21 protein-coding genes are annotated in these 22,551 nt (G+C 55.6%); 11 read left to right on the top strand and 10 right to left on the bottom strand.

Translation table 11 applies throughout. The annotated features are described in order from the left end of the window. Positions 1-16: 16 nt before the first annotated feature. Positions 17-1,492 carry a mannitol dehydrogenase family protein gene (locus RBH33_RS04975; protein WP_306731037.1) on the top strand — a complete coding sequence of 492 codons (1,476 nt, stop codon included), beginning with the start codon at positions 17-19 and terminating at the stop codon, positions 1,490-1,492. Positions 1,493-1,799: 307 nt separating this feature from the next. Here the strand turns inward: RBH33_RS04975 and RBH33_RS04970 are convergent, their stop codons facing one another. The 5 genes from RBH33_RS04970 to glnA all read right to left on the bottom strand — a co-directional run bounded on the left by RBH33_RS04970 (position 1,800) and on the right by glnA (position 8,340). After that, positions 1,800-3,281, bottom strand: coding sequence for a methyl-accepting chemotaxis protein (locus tag RBH33_RS04970; RefSeq protein ID WP_306731036.1), 1,482 nt, complete (start codon positions 3,279-3,281; stop codon positions 1,800-1,802). 253 nt (positions 3,282-3,534) lie between these two features. After that, positions 3,535-4,950: a nitrogen regulation protein NR(I) gene (gene glnG / locus RBH33_RS04965; RefSeq protein WP_306731035.1), complete on the bottom strand. Its 1,416-nt coding sequence runs from the start codon at positions 4,948-4,950 to the stop codon at positions 3,535-3,537. Beyond that, positions 4,950-6,011, bottom strand: a complete 1,062-nt coding sequence (gene glnL / locus RBH33_RS04960) for a nitrogen regulation protein NR(II) (RefSeq protein WP_306731034.1) — start codon at positions 6,009-6,011, stop codon at positions 4,950-4,952. Before glnL ends, glnG begins: the two co-directional genes overlap by 1 nt. A 248-nt stretch (positions 6,012-6,259) precedes the next feature. After that, complete coding sequence (locus RBH33_RS04955) at positions 6,260-6,787, bottom strand: DUF4124 domain-containing protein (RefSeq protein ID WP_306731033.1); 528 nt, start codon at positions 6,785-6,787, stop codon at positions 6,260-6,262. 146 nt (positions 6,788-6,933) lie between these two features. Further along, the gene (gene glnA, locus RBH33_RS04950) at positions 6,934-8,340 is read right to left on the bottom strand and encodes a glutamate--ammonia ligase (RefSeq protein WP_306731032.1); all 1,407 of its coding nucleotides are present in this window, start codon (positions 8,338-8,340) and stop codon (positions 6,934-6,936) included. Between the two features lie 395 nt (positions 8,341-8,735). Here glnA and thiI point away from each other — a divergent pair, with 395 nt between their 5' ends. The 6 genes from thiI to RBH33_RS04920 all read left to right on the top strand — a co-directional run bounded on the left by thiI (position 8,736) and on the right by RBH33_RS04920 (position 14,138). After that, complete coding sequence (gene thiI / locus RBH33_RS04945) at positions 8,736-10,187, top strand: tRNA uracil 4-sulfurtransferase ThiI (RefSeq protein WP_306731031.1); 1,452 nt, start codon at positions 8,736-8,738, stop codon at positions 10,185-10,187. A 41-nt stretch (positions 10,188-10,228) separates the two neighbouring features. Continuing rightward, positions 10,229-10,702, top strand: coding sequence for a hypothetical protein (locus tag RBH33_RS04940; RefSeq protein WP_306731030.1), 474 nt, complete (start codon positions 10,229-10,231; stop codon positions 10,700-10,702). A 104-nt stretch (positions 10,703-10,806) separates the two neighbouring features. Further along, on the top strand, positions 10,807-11,436 hold the full coding sequence (locus RBH33_RS04935) for a 2OG-Fe(II) oxygenase family protein (protein ID WP_306731029.1): 630 nt from the start codon (positions 10,807-10,809) through the stop codon (positions 11,434-11,436). 118 nt (positions 11,437-11,554) lie between these two features. Further along, positions 11,555-12,442, top strand: coding sequence for an ABC transporter ATP-binding protein (locus RBH33_RS04930; RefSeq protein ID WP_306731028.1), 888 nt, complete (start codon positions 11,555-11,557; stop codon positions 12,440-12,442). Next, positions 12,439-13,761: a hypothetical protein gene (locus RBH33_RS04925; RefSeq protein ID WP_306731027.1), complete on the top strand. Its 1,323-nt coding sequence runs from the start codon at positions 12,439-12,441 to the stop codon at positions 13,759-13,761. Before RBH33_RS04930 ends, RBH33_RS04925 begins: the two co-directional genes overlap by 4 nt. After that, complete coding sequence (locus tag RBH33_RS04920) at positions 13,761-14,138, top strand: GntR family transcriptional regulator (RefSeq protein WP_306731026.1); 378 nt, start codon at positions 13,761-13,763, stop codon at positions 14,136-14,138. Before RBH33_RS04925 ends, RBH33_RS04920 begins: the two co-directional genes overlap by 1 nt. Positions 14,139-14,199: 61 nt before the next feature. Here the strand turns inward: RBH33_RS04920 and RBH33_RS04915 are convergent, their stop codons facing one another. After that, on the bottom strand, positions 14,200-15,039 hold the full coding sequence (locus RBH33_RS04915; protein ID WP_306731025.1) for an alpha/beta hydrolase family protein: 840 nt from the start codon (positions 15,037-15,039) through the stop codon (positions 14,200-14,202). 474 nt (positions 15,040-15,513) lie between these two features. Here RBH33_RS04915 and typA point away from each other — a divergent pair, with 474 nt between their 5' ends. After that, the gene (gene typA / locus RBH33_RS04910) at positions 15,514-17,331 is read left to right on the top strand and encodes a translational GTPase TypA (RefSeq protein WP_306731024.1); all 1,818 of its coding nucleotides are present in this window, start codon (positions 15,514-15,516) and stop codon (positions 17,329-17,331) included. Between the two features lie 100 nt (positions 17,332-17,431). On the opposite strand, the gene RBH33_RS04905 is transcribed toward typA, so the two are convergent. Next, the gene (locus tag RBH33_RS04905; protein WP_306731023.1) at positions 17,432-17,704 is read right to left on the bottom strand and encodes a DUF378 domain-containing protein; all 273 of its coding nucleotides are present in this window, start codon (positions 17,702-17,704) and stop codon (positions 17,432-17,434) included. A gap of 230 nt (positions 17,705-17,934) precedes the next feature. Between RBH33_RS04905 and RBH33_RS04900 the strand changes: the two genes are divergently transcribed. The 3 genes from RBH33_RS04900 to RBH33_RS04890 are packed head-to-tail and all read left to right on the top strand — an operon-like array spanning position 17,935 to position 20,585. Beyond that, positions 17,935-19,077: an AsmA family protein gene (locus RBH33_RS04900; protein ID WP_306731022.1), complete on the top strand. Its 1,143-nt coding sequence runs from the start codon at positions 17,935-17,937 to the stop codon at positions 19,075-19,077. A gap of 8 nt (positions 19,078-19,085) precedes the next feature. Next, positions 19,086-19,730, top strand: coding sequence for a hypothetical protein (locus tag RBH33_RS04895; protein ID WP_306731021.1), 645 nt, complete (start codon positions 19,086-19,088; stop codon positions 19,728-19,730). 48 nt (positions 19,731-19,778) lie between these two features. Further along, positions 19,779-20,585, top strand: coding sequence for a sulfite exporter TauE/SafE family protein (locus tag RBH33_RS04890; protein WP_306731020.1), 807 nt, complete (start codon positions 19,779-19,781; stop codon positions 20,583-20,585). On the opposite strand, the gene RBH33_RS04885 is transcribed toward RBH33_RS04890, so the two are convergent. Genes RBH33_RS04885 through RBH33_RS04875 form a run of 3 tightly spaced genes read right to left on the bottom strand, consistent with a single transcriptional unit; the run spans position 20,582 to position 22,410 of the window. After that, positions 20,582-21,049 carry a GFA family protein gene (locus RBH33_RS04885; RefSeq protein ID WP_306731019.1) on the bottom strand — a complete coding sequence of 156 codons (468 nt, stop codon included), beginning with the start codon at positions 21,047-21,049 and terminating at the stop codon, positions 20,582-20,584. The genes RBH33_RS04890 and RBH33_RS04885 overlap by 4 nt on opposite strands. A 23-nt stretch (positions 21,050-21,072) precedes the next feature. Beyond that, positions 21,073-21,684, bottom strand: coding sequence for a TIGR04282 family arsenosugar biosynthesis glycosyltransferase (locus RBH33_RS04880; protein ID WP_306731018.1), 612 nt, complete (start codon positions 21,682-21,684; stop codon positions 21,073-21,075). A gap of 33 nt (positions 21,685-21,717) precedes the next feature. Beyond that, a complete protein-coding gene (locus RBH33_RS04875) occupies positions 21,718-22,410 on the bottom strand; it encodes a TIGR04283 family arsenosugar biosynthesis glycosyltransferase (RefSeq protein ID WP_306731017.1) in 693 nt (230 codons plus the stop codon). Positions 22,411-22,551: the final 141 nt, after the last annotated feature.

Here is a 22,551-nt window from a genome sequence, read left to right as displayed (position 1 = left end):
GTTGGAAAGCACTGTTATGAATCGACTCTCAAACAATTCCATGGCGGCACTTCCAGCCGACGTTCAGGTTCCCACTTACAATCGCGCTCAGATGAAGACCGGTATTGTTCATCTGGGCATTGGCGCTTTTCACAGGGCTCACCAAGCTTTTTACACTGAAGCGGTTCTGAATCGCTTCGGTGGTGACTGGGGAATCCTCGGTGCCAGCTTGCGCTCGCCCACTGTGCGCGAGCAACTGGCTCCTCAGGACGGGCTCTACACTCTCGTGGAACGCGCCACCGACGGCGAGCGTCTGCAGGTTATTGGTGCGGTTCAATCGGTACTTGTGGGGCCGGAAGATCCCAGCGCCCTGGTAGCCGCCATGGCCTCCCCAGAAGTGAAAATAGTCTCCCTGACGGTCACCGAAAAAGGTTATTGCCACGATCCTGCAACAGGCAATTTGAACCTCAATAACCCCGATATCATTCACGACCTGAATAATATTGAAAAACCCCGCACAGCTGTGGGCTACTTGGTGGCTGCTTTACAGAAACGTCAGCAGGCGGGCTTGAAAAGTTTTACCGCACTGAGTTGCGATAACTTGCCCGACAACGGCGAAGTTTTGGAAAAGGTGGTGTTGCAGTTTGCTCGTGAACTTTCCACTGAACTTATGACATGGATCCAGGAAAATACTTGCTTTCCTTGCACCATGATTGATCGCATTGTGCCGGCGACTACGGATGCGGACCGGGATCAACTGGCGGAGCGGATTGGCCTTAGGGATGAAGGTGTCGTGGTGGCCGAGCCATTTACGCAATGGGTGATCGAAGATCGCTTTGTGGATGGCCGACCGGCCTGGGAGCAGGTCGGGGCGCAGTTGGTGTCGAGCGTCAGTGAGTTTGAAAAAATCAAATTGCGGCTTTTGAATGGCTCGCATTCAACCCTGGCTTACGCAGGCTACCTGTCTGGTTTTGACTACATCAGTGAAGTGATGCGGGAACCGGCTTTCGAAAAGTTGATAGCCACGTTTATGGCACGCGAGGCGGGCGAAACGGTGTCCGCCCCGGAGGGGTTTGATCTTGAGCACTACCAGGAGCAGTTGCGGGAGCGCTTCCGCAATACGGCGCTGAAGCACCGCACTTGGCAAATCGCTATGGATGGTTCGCAAAAGTTACCGCAACGACTTTTGCAAACAGCGAGAGAACAACTGCGTGGTGGCGGACACATTGACATTATATGTTTGGCGGTGGCGGCGTGGATTCGCTACGTTTCAGGCGTCGATGAGCAGGGCAATGCCATTGAGGTGTCTGACCCTTTGGCCAATCGATTACGCGCAGCGTGTGATAAGCACAAGGGCGATGCCGCAGGAATGGTTAAAGAGGTTCTCTCCATCACCGAGGTTTTTGGAACAGATCTTCGTGATGAAGCGGTGTTTGTGGAGACCACTACCAACTGTCTGCAGCAATTTTATCAACAGGGCGTTTTAAATACGGTGCGCAAGCACTTTGATTAGTTTTCTCGTGCGTTGATACGCGTTAGGTGGCTGAGTTTTTCAGTTATGTGTGCTCGGACAAAAACAATCCAATCGGCTACTTCGTAAGCAAGCTCAAGGGTCGCGCAGGGTGTGTGTTCAGCAAACGTCGTGAACCCATCCATGGGGACTGCCTCACAAGGTCCCTCTTGTGAGGCTTGCTGAACACACACCCTACACGCCCCTGGTAAGCTGAGACTACTGAGTTCAAACAAAAAATTTGAAGGGCGAGAGCTGAGCCTGGAAGTGGCGGAGCGCTCTCCCACAACAGGAGAGCGCGCTATCACCTTTAAAGTTTGAAGTTATTCAACTGCTTCTTAAGTTCGGTACTTTCCCGAGCTAGCTCGGTGCTGTTGTCTCGCACGATCTGAGAATCCCGGGACACGTTTTCCGACAGGGTTTGAATGGTGGTAATAATTTTACTTACCTCCCCTGCCACCGTGTTCTGTTCCTGAGATGCCGTGGCAATCTGATGGTTCATATCGTTAATACGGTCGATCTTCTGACGCATGGCACCGAGAGACTCGGCCACTTTCTTCGAAGACGCCGTGGTTTCTTTCACCGAGTTAACACTGTTGTGCATGGACTCATGGGCCTCATCCGCTGCGCGCTGCAGCTGGGTAACGATTTGGCCGATCTCTTCCGTGGACTTCTGAGTCTTCTGCGCCAAAGCGCGTACTTCATCCGCGACTACGGCGAAGCCGCGACCCTGTTCGCCTGCGCGAGCCGCTTCGATGGCGGCGTTTAGGGCCAGCAAGTTGGTTTGCTCCGCGATGGTGTTAATCACCTCCATCACAGAACCGATGTTGCCACTGCTGTCTTGCAGCAATTGAATGCGGCTGGCTGTGGCTTCGATTTGTTCGGTCAGTTGTTGCACGGTAATGGCTGAGGACGCGACCACTTTGTCACTTTCTTCGGCCAGGGTACTGGTTTCCCGCGTGTGCTCGGCTGTGTTGCTGGCGTTGTGTGCCACTTCTTCCGCTGAAGCGGAGAGCTCTTGCAGAGCCGCCGCAATCTGCTCGATTTCCCGGCTCTGCTGAGCGCTGGCTTCGGCGGTGCTGTCCGTTGCCTTGGTCATGGCATGCACATTCAAATCCACTTGATCAGTTACATCAATAACGTCTCGGATGATCTGTGCTATGTGTTCCATGACTCGATTGAAATTATGGGCGAGCGCGGCAACCTCGTCGCCTTTGTCGCTGGGTAGGCGGCGGCTCAGGTCACCACCCCCGTCGGCGATGCTGGCCAAAGACCGGGTAACCTCAGCCACTGGGCCGAGCATCAGTTTCTTCGTCAGAATGAAGACGGTCAGCAAGCTGACGATCAAGAGAATGACCACCACAACCGCGTTCTGCCGGACTTGGCTGGCGAGCAAGCGCTCCATATCGGCCGTGGAGAAGCTGATGTCGTATTGCCCAATTTGATTATCATCAGTGCCCACGGCAACACCGCTGCGATGCACATCGCCTTGGCCGGTTTGTGCGCTAGCCAGTTCGCGACCGCGGTGGTCGACAATATTAATGGCGGTAATGATGGAGGTGTTGACCAGGGAATCAGCGATGGCCTGAATTTGCTGGAAGTCGTAGGCGAATACCGCTTCTTGCAAAGAAGAGTTCGCCAGCTCGATCATAGCCTGGGTATCGTGTTCGAACTCCGCCTGCATCTCGCTGGCGACCAGACGATAATTTACAAAAATCACCGCAATGGAGATCAGCACCATTATCAGCGTTAAGATGAGCATCAACCGGGTCAACAGTGATTTTTTTATCATCGGCCTGGATCCTGTGTATATAAGGTTGCCGGTGGCCTCTTTGGCCTAGGGCGGACATTGAGCTGGGCGGGAGGGCCCGCTATCAGGTTCTGCTCTTACCAGTTTGTCGCCTGCGCGCGGGCTTTCTTTAGGTTTAATTCCCAGCAGCGGGCTGAGAGCCGGCGAGAACTGGCGCAATATTTAGCATAGCACAGAGTCCTGGCCCGTGACGGGCCAGGAAGGAGGGGGGGATAAAGGAGGGTTCGACGGAGCGTCAGTCTTCGCCGTTAGCCATGTCCAGTTCTTTCAGCTTGCGGGTCAGGGTATTGCGCCCCCAGCCCAGCAGGTTGGCGGCATCGCGTTTGCGCCCGGCGGTGTACTTAAGGGCGGTTTCAATCAACGCGCGCTCAAAGGTGGGCACGGCTTCGCTCAGCAGTTGGTGGTGGCCGCGTGCCAGGGCTTGGTCCGCCCAGTGGCGCAGGGCTTTTTCCCAGTCATCGCCGGGGGTGGCGCCTTCTTTGTTGCTGAGCAATTCTGGTGGCAGATCCTCAATGTGAACCTCACGGCCCGAGGCCATGACGGTAATCCAGCGGCAGGTGTTTTCCAGTTGACGGACGTTGCCGGGCCAGGGCAGGGAACAGAAAAACTCCTCCGTCTCCGGCAGTAAAACCTTGGTGTCCACGTTCAGTTCGGTGGCGGCTTTGTGCAGGAAGAATTGACTGAGCTTGGGAATATCCTCACGCCGTTCGGCCAGCTTGGGAATGTGAATTCGGATTACGTTCAGGCGATGGAACAAGTCCTCCCGGAAGCGGTTGTCGGCGACTAGGGTTTCCAGGTCCTGGTGGGTGGCGGCTATGATACGCACGTCCACTTTTACCGGTGTGTGCCCCCCGACCCGATAGAACTCGCCATCCGCCAGTACCCGCAACAGTCGGGTTTGAGTTTCGGAAGGCATGTCACCGATTTCGTCCAGGAACAAAGTGCCGCCATTGGCCTGCTCGAAGCGGCCCTGGCGTTGTGCGGCGGCGCCGGTGAAGGCACCTTTCTCGTGTCCGAACAGCTCAGATTCCATTAAGTCCTTGGGGATCGCGGCCATGTTCAGCGCGATGAACGGCTCGTTGCGCCGAGGGCTGTGGCGGTGCAGAGCGTGCGCCACCAATTCTTTACCCGTACCCGATTGACCGTTAATCAGCACCGTAATGTTGGATTGTGACAGTCGGCCAATAGCGCGGAAGACTTCCTGCATGGCAGGCGCTTCGCCGATGATTTCAGTATTGACCTCAAGGGCGTTGGCCGACCCCGACTCCACTTTTTGTTCTTGCGCGTGAGCCAAGGCGCGCTGAGTCACCGCCACCGCTTCATCCACGTCAAACGGCTTGGGCAGATACTCGAAAGCCCCGCCCTGATACGCTGCGACGGCACTGTCCAAGTCCGAATGGGCGGTCATAATGATTATGGGCACGCTGGGGTGATTGGCGTGCAGATTGCTCAGCAGCGCCAAGCCATCGATGCCCGGCATGCGAATATCACTGATGATGGCGTCCGGGACCTCTCGGTTCAGCTGGCTCAAGGCGCTGTCGCCGGAGTCGAAAACCTGAGTCTCCATCCCCGCTCCAACCAGTGCCTTTTCCAGCACCCAGCGTATGGAACGGTCGTCGTCGATGATCCAAACCCGATTAGACTTCTGCATTACTGTGCTTCCATTGGTAAGTAAAGCGAGAACCGGGTTTCCCCAGGTTCGCTGTGGCATTCAATCAGCCCATGGTGTTGGTGTATCAAGTGTTGCGAAATGGTTAGCCCCAGGCCGGTGCCATCGGCGCGCCCGGAAATCATCGGGTAGAAAATATTGGCGATGATGTCCGACGGTATGCCGGGGCCGTTGTCCACAATATCCACCAGGCATACCAGCGCATGGTTCCGGCGGCCGATGGTGTAACGGCGCACAATGCGCGTGCGCAGGCGTAACTGGGGTGATTCGGTGCCGGCCTCCAACATAGCTTGCATGGCGTTGCGGGCGATGTTGAGCAGGGCCTGAATCAGGTGCTCCTTGTCTGCGGAAAGCAGGGGAATGCTGGGGTCGTAATCCCGTACCAGGCGCACGGCGCCACTGCTCTCGGCCTTAATAATGGTGGCCACTCGCTCCAAGGCCTCGTGAATGTTCAAGGGCTGAAGTTGAGGCAACTGGTTGGGGCCCAACATCCGGTCCACCAGATTGCGCAGGCGGTCGGCCTCATCGATGATTACCCCGGTGTACTCTTGCAAGCCGCTATCGGGCAACTCCCGGGCCAACAACTGTGCGGCGCCTCGGATGCCGCCCAGGGGGTTCTTGATTTCGTGAGCCATGCCGCGCACCAGGTTGCGGGTGGTCTCCTGAGAGGCTGCCAACAGCTCTTCCCGGCTAATGCGCAGCAACCGGTCAATGGACTGGATCTCGATGATCAGTCCAGAGTCTTCGTTGAAAGGTGTGACCGTGTAGTCCACCGTAATCTGGCCTCCCGTGAACAGCTGCCATTCGGCGTGCCGTTTGGTGTAGTGATTGGCCTGAGCTGCAGCCAGCATGAGTTGATGCTCCGTCTCATCCGACTCGTAGAAAAACGCGGTTAGCGGCTCGCCCCGGCTGCGTTCGCTGCTGATGCCCAAAAGGGCTTCCGCCGCCGGGTTCATGTGCCGCAGATGCAGCTCGTTATCGACCAGAATGACAGCGGTATTCAGGCTGTCCAGCAACGGTTTGTGGAGTTCTCGGGGTGACACAGGCTTCGCGACTCCTACGGAAAATTAACCTGGCGCCCTGTCCATTGGGCGAGTGACCCGGATCGGGGCGCCTGGTGGTTACGATGAAGGAACTATGCAAGAAGCAATCCAACTTGCGAGGTGGCCGGGAGGCGCCGTTTCTGGGCGCTGGCGAGGGTCAGTTTAACGCAGCGGGAGTGAAGGTGCACCATATTGGTGCTTTGGGCTATTGTTGCCCGTTGGGTTGACGCAAACTGGTGCGCGGGCGCTTATTGGCGCGCCGGGCTGTGCAGGCTCGGTCTGTGAACGTGCACGACGACGGGTTCGGAACTACCCAGTATTCGGCCGTCCTCATCAATGACATCCACCTCCAGCGTATGGCTGCCCCGGAAGATTTCCTCAATGATGAGCTGAGACCGACGAGTTTCCTCCAGTAGGTCATTGTTTTGGTAGAAAGCCAGGTAGTGCCCTTGCTGTAATTGGGGCTCCACGGAGACGCTGATGGTCAAATCCCTCTGCCCAGGAGGCACGCTGCTGTCCTGAACCGGTGCGTCAATGCGCACCTGGTAACGGATCGGCTCCTCCTCGGTTTGTCTGGGGGCGCTTTGCGGTTGCGCTTGGGTTTGGCCCGGCTCCATCGTGTTCAGAGGTGGCAGTTGGGTTTGAGTGTCGGCACCGGGGCGGGGCTGATCGCTGTACACCACCCGCCCCTGGGCATCCCGGGACTTGTAGATGGTATCCGCCGTAGCACTCAGGGCGAACAGGGCGAGACAGCAAAACGCAAGCAGACGGCGCATGGGAACCTCCTGAACAGTTATCGGCGCGTGTGGCGCCTCCTTTCAGTGTAAGCCCGGAATCGGAAAACAAAAAGCCCGTTCAGTTTCCTGAACGGGCTTTTCGTCACAAACCGCCTCAACAAGCGCGGCTTATTCGTCTACGGCGCTTACACGCTGTAGTAGAGTTCAAACTCAATCGGGTGCGGAGTCATGTTCAGACGCTCGATTTCCGCGCGCTTGAGTTCAATGTAAGACTGAATGAAGTCTTCAGAGAACACGCCACCGGCTTTCAAGAAGTCGCTGTCTTGCTCCAGGGCATCCAGAGCTTGCTCCAGGCTGGAACATACGGTGGGAATACCCAGTGCTTCTTCCGGGGGCAGGTCATACAGGTTCTTGTCCGCCGCGTCGCCGGGGTGGATTTTGTTCTGCACACCGTCCAGGCCAGCCATCAACAAGGCAGAAAAGGCCAGGTAAGGGTTGGCGGTGGGGTCAGGGAAGCGGGTTTCAATACGCTTGGCCTTGGCGCTGGATACGAACGGGATCCGGATAGAAGCGGAGCGGTTGCGGGCTGAGTAAGCCAGCATAACCGGGGCTTCAAAGCCAGGTACCAGACGCTTGTAAGAGTTGGTGGAGGCGTTACAGAACGCGTTCAAGGCGCGGGCGTGCTTGATGATACCGCCGATGTAGTACAGAGCGGTTTCGCTCAGGCCAGCGTAGCTGTCACCCGCGAACTGGTTCTTGCCGTCTTTGGAGAAAGACTGGTGCACGTGCATGCCAGAGCCGTTATCGCCAATCAGCGGCTTGGGCATAAAGGTGGCGGTTTTGCCGTAGGCGTGAGCCACGTTGTGTACGCAGTACTTCAAGATTTGAACTTCGTCGGCTTTTTTCACCAAAGTGTTGGCGCCAACACCGATTTCACACTGACCAGCGGTGGCCACTTCGTGGTGGTGAACTTCAATTTCCAGGCCCATGGCTTCCATGGCATCACACATGGCACCGCGCAGGTCGTTCAGTGAATCGACCGGAGGAACGGGGAAGTAACCGCCTTTAACCAAAGGACGGTGGCCGGTATTGCCTTCTTCAAATACTTCACCGGAAGACCAAGCAGCCTCTTCGGAATTGATTTTGTAGAAAGAGCCACCCATGGTGGAGCTCCAGTGCACGCTGTCGAACACGAAGAACTCGGGCTCTGGGCCGAACAGAGCGGTATCGCCCAGACCGGTGGACTTCAGATACTCTTCGGCGCGCAAGCCAATGGAGCGCGGGTCACGATCGTAGCCCTGCATGGTGGTGGGCTCAACGATGTTACAGCGCACGATAACGGTGGGGCTGTCGGAGAAGGGGTCCATGACGGCGGTGTCGTCGTCTGGCATCAGGATCATGTCGGATTCGTTGATGCCTTTCCAGCCGTTAATGGAGGAGCCATCGAACATCTTGCCGTCTTCGAAGAATGACTCGTCCACCGTGTTCGCGGGAATGCTGACATGCTGCTCTTTACCGCGGGTGTCGGTGAAGCGCATATCAACCCAGCGCGCTTCATTATCTTTGATCATGCCCAGTGTTTTTTTAGACATTGAATGCCTCCAAGTGTAGTAATAGCCCCGTGGGGACTAGGGTAGTGAATAAACCAAACAGTAACTGTTTCGCGCTTCGCGCGTCCGGGTCAGTTGGGACCTCCGGGGCTGTGCGCGAACGGGTACACCACAGGTGGCAAGATATATGCCACTTTCGTAAATAACCGGCAGCGCAGGCGAATACAGGGCTTTCAAGCAGGGGGTGCACCAATTTGGCTCTAAGCTAGCACCAATACGGTGCTTAATGGGTGCTTAATGCACTTATTTGGTGCAAATGTGGTTAGGCGATGGATTTCCTGACCCCTTGCGCCCGGATCCGGCTTTGGTCGGCCGGGACGGTTTCCTCTATAATGCGCCCCTGTTTTTTCTTCCAGGGCGCACAACAGTAGGCTTTCATGCATTTCATCGTCAAGGTATTTCCCGAAATAATTATCAAGAGCGCTCCGGTGCGTAAGCGCTTTATTAAGCAATTGCGAGATAATGTGCGCCGCTTGCTGCAGCCCCTGGGGGCCGATATTCGCGTGACCAGGGACTGGGAAAAGGTCGAGGTGCAAGCCCCAGGCGGCTCTGACGCCCTGGCCAATCAAGTGGCGGACGTACTGGCCCGCACACCGGGCATTGCCAATTACTCCCGCGTGCAGGCGTACCCCTTGGGGGATCTGGACGACATACTGGCAAAAACCCACCAGCATTGGGCCGAAGCACTGGCGGGCAAGACCTTCTGTGTGCGGGTCAAGCGCGCAGGTCAGCACGACTTCAGCTCTACGGATGTGGAGCGCTATGTGGGCGGCGGTCTCTTGCACCAAACTCGGGCATCGGGGGTGGACCTCCATAACCCAGACGTTACGGTTCGTCTGGAAGTTAAGCGTGACAAACTGTTTGTCGTAGCCAGTCAGGGCCGTGGGCTGGGCGGCTATCCGCTAGGCACCCAAGACGGTGTGCTGTCCCTGATCTCGGGCGGTTTTGATTCCACCGTATCCACTTATCTCACCATCAAGCGCGGTATGCGCACACACTACTGCTTTTTTAATCTGGGCGGCCGCGCCCACGAAATGGCCGTGAAAGAAGTGGCCTACTTTCTCTGGCAAAAGTATGGCGCCTCCCACAGCGTTAAATTCGTCACCGTGCCTTTTGAGGGTGTGGTGGCTGAAATCCTGGAAAAGGTCGATAACCCCTACATGGGCGTGATTCTCAAGCGCATGATGCTGCGCGCCGCCACCCAGGTGGCGGAGGATTTGAAATTGCCCGCTCTGGTAACCGGAGAGAGTGTGGCGCAAGTATCCAGCCAAACCCTGCCTAACCTCAGTGTCATTGACCGGGTCACCGATACCCTGGTGTTGAGGCCGCTGATCACCATGGATAAAGGGGACATCATTAATTATTCCCGCCAAATCGGTACCGAAACCTTTGCGGCGGCTATCCCTGAGTACTGTGGCGTTATCTCGGTGCGGCCCACCACTTCCGCTCGGCCGCATATGGTGGAGCGGGAAGAGAGCAAGTTCGATTTTGCGGTTCTCGATCAGGCGTTAGCAGCACGTGAAAGCGCCGAAATACACGATTTGGTCTATGCTATGGGTGCTGACCTGAGCGCGCCAGTGGAGTCGCAGGTGCCGGCAGGTGCGGTGGTGATCGATATTCGCCACCCGGATGAAGAAGTGCTTAAACCCTTGGTTCTGGGTGAGGTGATGGTGGAAAAGATTCCCTTTTACCGCCTCAATTCCCAGTGTGAAAGTTTGGACTCGAGCACCCGCTACCTGCTGTACTGCGAAAAAGGCGTGATGAGCCAATTGCACGCGGCCCACCTGCGCGACGCCGGGCATAACAATATTGGAGTCTATCGGCCCTAGGGAGACTCTGAACAATAATCATTGAGGCGGTTCGACCTACTATGGCGAAGCAGCAGCTTACCTTCCGTCAGAAAGCGGTGTTCTTCTGCGGTGCTTTCATGGCCCTGAGTTTGTCCATGGGTTTGAGTCTGTTCTTGCTCGGGGCGTTTGCCGCTGGGCCAGATGAGGTTGCCGAAGAAGAGGCCGAGACTCAGGCAGAGCGTTTTCGGCGTATTTCCATGTCCGATGCCGAAGACGCCTGTGAGCGGCGCGCCCGCTCGGAGTTTGGTGAGCGAATCTGGCTGCTTACCCTGGATCGTCGCTCTTCGCGTTTGGACCGGAAGGATCAGCAGTTCAAACTCTTTTACGAATCTGAGCTTTTCCTCAGCACCGCCCGACAAGGTCAGCCGGAACGCTACTACATCAACTGCTTTACCGCCGTGGATAGGCCCAGGGTGGTTAACTTTGAATACTCCGCCGATGGCTATGAATTCGGTGAGCCCGGAGAAGAGGAGCGGGGTCTGTTTGGGCTCTAAGCGCCCAGCTGCGTATAATCACGACCATCGAACACCGCGACCGCTGTGCCACCCGCTCGGGTAAACGCCGTGCCCGCGTACTCAAATAAAGGGAGCTATACCCTGTGAATGACAAAATGCACGTCATGGAATTATTTCCAATTCCGGTTTTCATCATCAAGACCAACCAGGTGGACAACGATCACCTGTGCAAGTTGGTCTACCGGATTCGTGATGAAGAAATCAGCAGCGGCCGGGGGGATAAAGTAGGGCTGTCCAATCTCGGCGGTTTTCGCACCTACGATATTGCCAAAGCGCCGGGGTTTGAGCAGCTCAGAGCGCACATCGTCTCTACCGTTAACACCCAGATACTCAGCGGCAAATGGTATCCGGGAGGCCCCATAGACGAGAGTTATATCGTCGGCATGTGGTCGGTCATCAACAACCGCGGCCATGCCAACAGCGTCCACAATCACCCCAACTCCTGGTTTAGTGGGGTCTACTACGCCAAGGTCCCGGAAGACAATCAAAAGGCGGGCAGCATCTGCTTCCGAGATCCGATCCTGGCCCGCACCTTTTCCCGCTCGTTTTACCGCTCTGCGCAATCTGAACTCTGCTGTCTGCCACCGGAGGAGGGGTTGATTGTCATTTTCCCCGGCTGGTTCGAACACTCAGTGCGGCCCAATCAAACCGACGAAGATCGAGTGGCCATCTCCTTCAACATCAAGCCCCATCCCGATCCGGCGATACAGTAAAAAACGTCGCGTTGATCGTCAGTCCGATAGGGCTGAATGGATACCAAAAGAGGCTTGCACATCCGTTATATGTGTATTACTGTATTATTTGAATAATACACAAGTGGTGGGTGTGCATATGGAAACGCAAGTCTTGGATACGGTGAATATCAACGCTCTGCGGCGCCAGGTGGATGGGCAAGACCTGCTCAGTAACATCAGTGCCAGCATCGGGCCGGGTGAGGTGGTGGGGCTGTTGGGCAAAAACGGCGCCGGTAAAACGACCTTGCTGGAAACCATACTGGGCTTTGCTCTGCCCACGTCTGGGCAAAGTAGTTTGTGGGGTGAGCCCGCCGATCGGCTCGCGGCAGACACCAAGCAACGCATTGGCTATGTACCGCAGCAGGATGAACTGATTACCTCCATGCGCGGTGCACAACATCTGGACCTATACCGCGCGCTGCGCCCGCACTGGAATCATGACCTGGTGGAGCGCCTGTGCCGGGAGTGGAACGTGCCCCTGAATCGCACCGTGGCTCGGTTGTCCGTGGGCGAGCGTCAGAAGCTGAGCATTGTGCTGGCGCTGGCTCACGAACCGGAGCTGCTGGTGCTGGATGAGCCGGTGGCCTCCCTGGATCCGTTGGCGCGACGTCAGTTTATTCGGCAGCTGATCGACGTGGCGGCGGACGGCGAACGGTCGATCATTTTTTCATCCCACATAGTGTCAGACATCGAGCGTCTGGCCACCAATATCTGGCTGCTGGATAGCGGCACTTTACTCTGGCAAGGCGCACAGGACGCACTCAAGGAGTCCGTGGTCGCACTGAGTTGGCCGGATCAGGGGCGGCAGCCAACATTGAATGGTGTGCTGCATCAGTCGTTGGTTGGGCGGCAGGTTCGGTGCATTTGCCGGGATTGGTCCGAGCACAATCGGCCATCACTGGAACAAGAACTCGGGGTGCCGATTGAGGTGGAGTACCTGAACCTGGAGGAGATCTTCCTAGCCATGACTGGGGGTGCCTCATGAGTTTGTTGCAAACTCACTACCAGCTGTTCCGTTTTTTATTTTGCCCGTCTCGCCTGCTGGGAATCATCGTTTGCGCAAGTCTCGCTGTATTACTCGGTGCTTCGGGGCTGCTGTGGTTGAATCTGGCTGTAGGCTGGATGGCTTTCGGTGTGGGTGCTGCCTTGCTGGCGATGGTCACGGTAATAATTCTTCAGGTGCAGCTGAATCTATTGATTAGCCGAAAGACTCTGGTGCTAAGCGGTACTACAAGCATTCATGTGGGTGTTTTGGTGTGCTTGGTTTTGGTGATGAATGCGTTGTTGATTGCGTCCTTTGGTCAGGCCCCTACTCAGAATCTCCCGGAATATCTCCGCTGGGTTCTGCTGTGGTTCAGCGGACTGTTGCTTATAACCACCATCAGTGCCTTGTCCCGATTCGGTTTATTTGCCGTCAGTGGGGCCATGTTGATACTGGCGAGTTTTAACTCACTGTTTGAGCTACTGAGTAGTTGGCCGGTGACCAATCATCCGGGGCTTTATGTGTTGGCCATTTTAGGTGTGTGCGGTTGGGGTGCATTTTTGTATCAGCTGTATCATGGGCGAGTCTTTCCGGTGCCGGGCATCCGTGCGGGTAACTTTAGTTTTCAGCAAGGGGCTGGCCGCCACCAAGCAGGGCGGTTTGAATTTCCACAGTTTGACATTGGCCAAGGCAAACTGGCGAAAGAGTCAGTCCTGTTGTTCGAGTCCAGTTCATGGGGGCAGCTGTTCGTCTTCTGCTGTGTTCCCATCGGTCTCTTAGCGCTAATGGTTGGTGCTCCGGTGAGCAGGTCTTTGGCGCTTATGTTTCTGCTGATATCGGGTGCGATGACTTTTGCCTGTTTAACCATGGTGCCCACTAATATACGACGTCTCTGGCTGATAATGCCGGGCAACCGCGCGCAGCACTTTCGTTTTATGGAGTGGAACATTGTCAAAGTCATCGTGTTTTTTCTGGTGGCGGGCATCACTCCTTCGGCTATTCTGCTCCTGTATGGTGGTGCAGGTGGAGTGTGGACCGCCGCCTTTTTATCGTTTGTGCTGATGCTGGCCGTTCATTACGGTTACTTCGCTGTGCTCACGTCGACACTACCTGCTACCTGCGGAGCCATTGCCGGACTGCTGTTTTGGATCCCGGCTTATATCGGATGGTTTATGCTTGAGTCATCAACGCTTTGGCTCTTATCCGCTACGCTTTTGGCAGCGCTGTTAATCATTCGCTATATGGCGCATCGTCATTGGTTACGCGTAGACTTGTCGAGGGTGCGAAAAGCTTACGCATCCTGGGCGATGGGGAATAGCTGATGTTTCATCTAAACCCTTCATCCGGCGTTCCCATCTACCGTCAGCTGGTGGACCAAATCCGGCGTTTAATCGCCGCTGGGCAATTGCGCCCAGGAGACAGTCTGCCCTCCGTGCGCGAGTTGGCCCAAGCCCATGCCATTAATCCCATGACCATTTCCAAGGCCTACAGCTTGCTGGAACATGAAGGTTTGTTACTGCGTCAGCGGGGTAAGCCCATGCGGGTGGCCGGCCGGGGCGCGTCCCCGCCCAGTGATGTGCAGGGCGCTTTACATGAACCGCTGGCGCAATTGGTGGCGGCTGGCCGCCAATTGACACTTACCGATGCGGAGATTCAAGAGGCGCTCGCGAATTTTTTGCAGCGCGAGCGTCGTCGGTAGTTAAATAACTCGATGACTTCAGCTGGCAGGCGCGCAAAGTGCGCGCCGTATTTTTCTCTCCTCAACGCAACGATTCAAAGAACTCAAAAATTTTGTTGTTGGCAAAACACGGCCAGCCGTGGTTGGTGTCACTATAATGTGGATCGTCGTGGTTGCAGAAAATCGTTCTGGCGCCGCACTGCTGATACTCCACACACCCAGGATTAACGACACCGCCGCCGGTTAAGGAGCGACAGCTGGCGGCTTGAATGGGCCGGGTGCTCTCGGCGCACTGATTGCTCGTCACAAATTGCACAATATCTTTCGACCCATCGGCGTCATCGATCCCTTCGCGTACCGTATCGTTGAGGCCGTGAATGACCAGCGAGGGAATCGGTTCCCAAGGCGGATTTTGATAAGACGAGGCGACCACGGCGATGCCGTCAAAAAGATGCTCTTGCTCACTGTCGTCGCCCAGGATCTGCGCGATAAACTGCGCACCATTACTAAGGCCCATCGCAAAAACCGCACGGGTATCGACACAGGATGTCGCCAATATGTCCGCCCTAATCGCTTTAACGCGCGGGTAGTCATCCTCCAGCACATAACCGGATGCCGCACTTTTCACAAACGCCAGAATATAATGTTCTTCCAGTTCAGATCCCAGAGTGCGGGCATCCTGCTCGCGCATCTGCTGAGCATCTCGGTTTCGGCCGTGGAAAACCAAGACCAACGGCTTGGGGGTAGCGCCATCGTAATCACTGGGCCATGTGATCAGCGTGTCCGGAAGCTGGCTATTGCCTTGTGCGTCGGCACTACAACCGGCGCTGGCATAGGAGGGGAATGCAGGGGTTGCTGGGTCAACTGAAGTGCATGCGCTTAGTAGCACGGCGAAAACAATAAAACATGAAAGTCGAAACATAATGCAAACCTTAATTGTTATTGGTGTTCGGGCTTAAGCGCTTAGTCCAGGGGGCGAAGAGAGACGAGGGCGGCGATTTCCCAACTTGCTAAATTCACCTAATTCTTCACCCATTCTCCAATGCCTTGGCCAATGGATCAATGCTACGGTTGGCATAGCACCCCGTCCCCACATAAAGGACGGTTGTTCCTGTTTCCACGGAATGATGTCCGCCGTGGCATGATTGCCGAAGAGTCAGTGCCATTGTTGCGCCAATCTCATGGGTGGCGAGATGGAGGCATCCTTCAAAATTAGACGCTCATAGCAACGCTCATTCTTGTTCCACTGGCAGAAATTCGTATATTTGAGCGGTCAAACCATGTACAATTTCGCACCTTTTGTTTCCCATTCGCGGCCTTTTGGCTGGGAATTCGTTTTGGGGTTTGTACAAATAGTTGAGCATGCCCCCGTTCTCAAGCAGGTAAAACACCTTTTATGTCCTCTGATATCAACAAGTTACGCAACATTGCCATTATCGCCCACGTTGACCACGGTAAAACCACTCTGGTGGATAAGCTGCTGTCCCAGTCCGGCACTCTGGATCGGCGCGCCGAAGGCTCCGAACGCATCATGGACTCCAACGATCAGGAGCGCGAGCGCGGCATTACCATTTTGGCCAAGAACACCGCGATTCAATGGCAGGGCTACCGGATCAACATCGTAGATACCCCTGGGCACGCCGATTTTGGCGGCGAGGTGGAGCGGGTTCTGTCCATGGTGGACTCGGTATTGCTGCTGGTGGACGCCGTGGACGGCCCCATGCCGCAAACGCGCTTTGTAACCACCAAGGCGTTTGAGAAAGGCCTCAAGCCGATTCTGGTCGTGAACAAGGTGGATCGCCCCGGCGCGCGCCCCGACTGGGTTGTGGATCAGGTGTTCGACCTGTTTGACCGTTTGGGTGCCACCGATGAGCAGTTGGACTTCCCGATTATCTATGCCTCGGCGCTGAACGGCGTGGCCGGTCCTGAGCCCGATGATTTGGCAGAGGATATGACACCGCTGTTTGAAATGATTGTGGAGAAGGTTGCGCCACCGGAAGTGGACACCGAAGGCCCATTCCAGATGCAGATTTCCGCTCTGGACTTCAACAGCTATGTCGGCGTTATCGGCTTGGGTCGTATTGCCCGCGGCAAACTGTCCCCGAACCAGCAAGTCATTGTGGTGGACCGCGAAGGTAAGCAACGCAAAGCGAAAGTTTTACAAGTGATGGGTTATCAGGGGCTGGAACGGGTGGATACCGATCGCGCCGGCGCCGGGGATATTGTGTGCATCACCGGTATTCCTAATTTGGGCATTTCCGATACCTTGTGCAGCCCGGATCAAGTCGAAGCGCTGCCGGCTTTGACGGTGGATGAACCCACGGTCAGCATGACCTTTCAGGTCAACGATTCTCCCTTTGCCGGTAAAGAGGGCAAGTTCGTAACCTCCCGCAATATTCGCGATCGCCTGGACCAGGAGCTGATCCACAACGTTGCCCTGCGTGTTCGTCAGGGCGACACCCCGGACAAGTTCGTGGTGTCAGGGCGCGGCGAGCTGCACTTGTCCGTACTGATTGAAAACATGCGCCGGGAAGGTTTTGAGTTGGGTGTGTCGCGCCCGGAAGTAATTCAGCGTGAAGTGGACGGCCAGATTCAAGAGCCCTTTGAGCAAGTGGTCATTGATGTGGAAGATCAGCATCAAGGGGCCGTTATGGAAGAGTTGGGCTTGCGCAAAGCCGAGATGACCAACATGGAGCCCGACGGTAAAGGTCGGGTTAAGTTAGAGTTTATGGTTCCTTCCCGGGGGCTGATTGGTTTCCGTGGCCAGTTCCTTACCTTGACCTCCGGCTCCGGCATCATGACCAGTATTTTCGACCACTACGGTCCAGTCAAAGCTGGTGAAGATCACAAACGCCAAAACGGCGTTTTGGTGTCCATGGTAAAGGGCAAGACTCTGGCCTACGGTTTGCACCCTCTGCAGGATCGCGGCCGCTTGTTTGTGGACTCGGGCGTGGAAGTGTACGAAGGTCAAATCGTCGGCTTGCACTCGCGCAATAATGATTTGGTGGTCAACCCCACCAAAGCCAAGCAGCTGACCAACGTGCGTGCGTCAGGTACCGACGATGCGTTGACCTTGTCGCCGCCGATTCGACACACGCTGGAGCAGGCGTTGGAGTTTATTGAAGACGATGAGCTGGTGGAAGTGACTCCGGCAAGCATTCGTCTGCGCAAGAAATTACTTACAGAGAATGAGCGAAAGCGGGCTAAAAAATAGCTAACAAGCCGGGCCTAGCGCCCGGTTTTTTTTGCCTAAAAAAAGGGCTATAAATATAGCCCTCAGCGTTACCCTTTAACGTTGCTATACTTGGTTGGCACTAGGGTTTCTTGCCCGCGAGTTTCGTCGATGTGTAAATGGAGTACACAGCGGCTACACCCACCAATGTATAAATAATGCGTGAGAGCGGCCCAAAAACAGCGGCCACCAAATCAAACGTAAATAAACCAATTAAACCCCAGTTAACACCCCCGACAATTAACAGTGTCATAGCGATCCAATCCACCGCGCTCATAGCGTTGGCGGAAGTGGCGTTTGCTCGTCTGTCGGGAATGCGTCGTCTTTCTGTGGGATGCGTGTTGACTGTCGCCATAAAAGCCTCCTTGAAGAACGAATGGTTGACGTTGGCGCGCGATAATTGCGTGTCACTGTGTTTGACACTCGCTCCCCATGCTGGTTCAGCTACGGCACCTAAAGGGGTTCTAAGGCCCAAGAAGTACATCTAAATCTCACTCCCAGCGCCGTTAGGAACTCGCTCCTGTTTTTCAGGTTCGTAAACTTATAGGTGTGTAAGTCCAAATATTCTTTTCTGTCGGGGGAGGTGTGAAAAAGCGTACCAAAGTCATCATTTTGGTAGGTGTCGTCGCACTATTAGTTGGCGCGCGCTTGGCTGCGCCCGTAGTAATTAAGAACCACCTCAACGATGAAGTGCTTGCGGATTTGGGCGATTATCGCGGCTCGGTTGATAATGTGCGACTGGCACTTTGGCGTGGCGCTGTTCGGGTCGAAGATTTACGCATTGAGAAAACCGTTGGCCGCACGTGGGTGGATTTTGTCATTGTGCCCGCCGTCGATGTATCCATTGCTCCGAGCGCACTCTTTAGAAGAATTATTAGAACGACGGTTGTCATTGAAGATCCGGAAATCAATTTTGTTGATGGCGACGAAGAGGATGTGCAAACTGGCGCCGGGCTACACTACGAAGTTGACCCGGACCCTCCCGATCCGCTGTTTGAATTTGAGTTGGAAAAACTGGAAATACGTAGTGGCACCGTCGCCTTTCGAAATTTCATCTCCGATCCTGAGGTGAACTTACAAGCACGCAATATTGACATCACCGGTACAGAACTTGTGGTGGTGGATAATGGTGAACGGGACGGAACCCTGGAGCTGACGGGTCAGTTGCTTGGCGACTCCCCCTTATCCATTGAGGCCGAATTTAATCCGGTGGATTACCGAACTTTTGTATTTGCAGCAGAGGCGTCTATAGTAGACATTCGTCGACTCAACGATTTTTTCCAAGCCTATGCCGACCTGGACTTTAGCAGTGGTGAGGGAAATTTAGTCATGGAATTGCGCGCCGAAGATGGTAGGCTCACGGGCTACGCCAGGCCTTTGTTAGACAATATGGAAGTCATTGATTGGGAGGAAGGCATACTCGAACAACTCAGCGAACCTTTTCATTTGTTGAGAGAGGGTGCGTTGGGAGCGATTTTGGCGGTGTTCGGTCACCCCGACACCGGTGAATTGGCCACGGAAGTGGAGTTCAGTGGTGAGGTGCCGGAAACCATGGATGCCGACGCTTGGGCCGCTATTTTTACCATGATGCGCAACGCTTTTGTGGAAGCTATCGATACGGACTTTGAATCGGCGACGCCTTTGACGGACGAGGTGAGTGAAGGTTTAGAAGAAGTCGAGAAGGATATTGCTGAGGGTGATGATGGTAGTGGCGATGAGGACGATTAAGGAGTTCTATGGCGGGCAGTGAGACAATCCAATACAAAGTGCGCGAGCATCGTTTGCCCGTTTCTGATTTTTGGCGACTTTTATTATCCGCGTTTGTTTTTGGGCTTCTGGTTGCTTGCACCAGCACGGTTACATGCCCGGCCAACCTTGATGACCCGCGCCCAGTGTTTTTGTTGGATCATGGTCGCCACGCATCTTTGGTCATTACCAGCGCTGAAGGTGAGTTGTTTCGATACGGGTATGGGGATTGGCGTTACTACGCCGAAACCGATTTGCGGTTGCGCACGGGTGTTCGCGCCTTATTGTGGCCCACGCCGGCGGGTCTGGCGCGGCAGAGCTATGGTGACATAGAGCCAGAAACTGAAGTGCTGGTGAACGCTGTGGGCGTACCCATCGACGAGCCGCACAAGCTTATGGTTTCAGGTGCAGCGGTGGACGCCTTGCGGCGCGATCTGGATCGCACCTTTGAGCGCGGTGCGGAACAGGAGTATCTGGTAAACCGCTCGTTTGATTTCAATTTTGTGCCCCATCCAAGGGATTACTGGTTCTGGTATAGTTCCAACCATATGGTTGTAGACTGGCTGGACGCACTCGATTGCGAGAGCAGAGGCTTTACCGCTTTAACCATGCACTATCGGGTAGAAACCGACTGATTTTTACTGCCTGAAATTTCCCTCCCAAACGTTTTACTAGAGGCCCCCATGGATCCAGCCTGGATATTTGCGTATGTGCTACTTGGCGCGGGGACTGGGTTTATGGCCGGGTTGTTCGGCATCGGCGGCGGCGGAATTATGGTGCCCGCTCTGACGCTGCTGTTCATAGCGCAAGGATTTGAAGCAGAGTACCTGGTGCACTTGGCTCTGGGTACTTCGCTCGCGGCTATAGTCCCCACCGCTTGTGCCAGTGTGTTCACGCATCACCAGCACAAGGCCATTCTGTGGCCAGTGGTGGTGCGCCTGGTGCCGGGGATAGTGGTGGGCACCTTCGCGGCCACCTTTGTAGCGGCGTACTTACCGCCGGTGTTTCTGGCATTATTCTTTTCCGCCTTTATGTTTCTGGTCGCCGCGCAAATGCTGCTTAACCGTGTGCCGTCACCCGCAAACCAATTGCCGGGTGTCTTGGGGTTGTCTGCGGTGGGTACGGCTATTGGCGGTGTTTCCGCGCTGGTGGCCATTGGCGGGGGAACCATGACGGTGCCATTCCTCACTTGGTGCAAAGTGCGTTTGCCCTCGGCTATCGCCACCTCGGCGGCCGTTGGCTTACCAATCGCCCTAGCCGGTGCCGTCGGCTATGCCATTAACGGCGCTTCGGTTTTGGGGTTGCCGGAGCGCAGCCTGGGCTTTGTTTATTGGCCGGCGGTGGTGTGCATGGCAGCCGCCAGTTTGTTTACCGCACCGCTGGGGGCTCGCCTCACACATCGGTTACCGATCCCGCTGCTGAAATGCTTTTTTGCCGCGCTCTTGGTTGCCCTCGCGTTACAGATGCTCTGGACGGTGTTAACCGGTTAAGTCAGCCCGTGGTGCTCATGCCACTGGGCCAGGCTCTCGTCCGGATACTCATCAAAGCACAGATCCCCTTCCCGAGTATCCGTGTCTACCCAGGCGGGTTTACTGCCCAGCATCATGTGCGTGCGCTCGGGTGCGGTTGGCAAATCGGAGTCGATGGCTGAGGCGAACGGGTGCACATGTTCTGGCCAGGTGTCGTCGTACAGCCAGAGCGCGCTGGCACAATGCCGACAAAAGTGTCGTTTGGCCGAGCTGGTTTCGCCATCGATTTTCGCTTGATAGACGCTCGTATGTTCCAGGCCACGAACGTTTAATGTGTCGGCATCGCCGTCCAGGTTAATGGCGAACCCACCACCGCCGGCGGTTTTGCGACAAATCTGACAGTAGCAACGATTGAATGGGTAGGGATGGCGCGATTGCACGTCAAAACTGACCGCGCCGCAGTGACATGAACCTTGCAATAACATGATCGCCTCCTATCCTGAGGGATTCAAAAGTCGGTCCGGGCCTCCAGGTGCACCAGGTCGCCGGGCTCGTCCACATCTTGCAGAACTTCACCTACGGCCAGCGACCAACCTAAAGTGTCTATCCGTGCGCAGGTGTGTTCGAACACGGCGTCGGTGCTCCACGGCATATCCTGAAACAGACTGGGGGCAAAGCGACGCAAACCCAGAAGGGCGTAGCCCCCGTCCCGTGTAGGGTAAATGACCGCGTCCTGGGTGTTAAGTTGTGTCGCGGCGCGTCGAAGCAATTGGGGATTCATGTCCACACAGTCTGTGCCGATTATTATCACTGCGCCAGAGTGTGTGAGTGCTCGCTTACTGGCTCGGGCCATACGCTGACCCAGGTCCCCTTCGCCCTGATGGCTAAAGCGTAAACCGGGCGGCAAGGTAACGGCCTGCCATTCTGGGGAGTCGATGGCCGGTGATGTGCACAGCTCTACCGTGCCAATCTGCGCCTGCAGCGCCGCATTGAGGGTTTGCTCCAGCATTCGATGTGCGAGTCGGGCGGCACCTTCCGCGCCCAGGGCCGGAATTAAGCGTGTTTTGGCGTAGCCGGGTCTGGGAGCTTTGGCCATGATTAATAAAGTGAGTGTTTGCAAACGTCGTTGGCCCCTGCAGGAATAGATCGAATATCAGCGATAGCGTGCTAAGAGCCGGGAGGGTGACTCCCCGCGCCAATAGGCCCAGCGCAAGCGCCACATAAGGCCGATGGTACGCCAGGTGCCGCGCTCGTCCCAGCGGCGACCGGAGGTGACGACTTTTTCTCGCAAACACAGGGGGCGCGAATAGGCTTTTAGGCGAGAGCAGATCTCCACATCTTCCATCAGTGGTTGATTGGGAAAACCGCCCACTTGCTCGAACGCCTCGCGGGTCATAAATAGACATTGGTCCCCGGTGGCAATGCCGGTTAAGCGAGAGCGCGCATTCATCAGCTTGGCTACCACCGGTAACCAGAAAGTGCGGCCTTCAATGGTGACGTCAAAACGACCCCAAGTCCGTCCCTTTCGATCCAGGCGATGGAGAAGATCGGCCAGATTTAAATTCGGCAGATAGGTATCGGCGTGCAAAAATATCAACAGCCGGCCCTGCGCCTGGGCCGCTCCGGCGTTCATTTGTCGGGCCCGCCCCGGTTTGCCGTGAAGTAGTTTGAAGCCCGCGTCGCTCACTAGTGTTGGACTCTCGTCGCTACTGCCGCCATCCACGAATAAAACCTCAATACCCTCCTGTCTACCCAGCCCCCGCACGTGGTTTAGCAGACGCGGAAGGGCGACGCCCTCGTTGAGGATAGGGATTACGATGGACACAGTCACAGGGTTGGGGGTCACGGCGATTCCGTTGATTCAGTGCCAAATAAGTGGAATAGGCATAGGGTAAGGGTTGAAGGCTGCCATGTCAGCGGTTTTAGGCGGAGCAGCCAGATATTTCGGGCCTAATAGCCGACTTCTGGGATTGTTTGGTAGTCAAAG

The sequence above is a fragment of the Marinimicrobium hydrolyticum genome (assembly GCF_030848505.1).
GTDB lineage: Bacteria > Pseudomonadota > Gammaproteobacteria > Pseudomonadales > Cellvibrionaceae > JAVDDU01.
The sequence above is the reverse complement of the archived record's forward strand: the minus strand, read 5'-3'. Positions and strand labels throughout refer to the sequence as shown.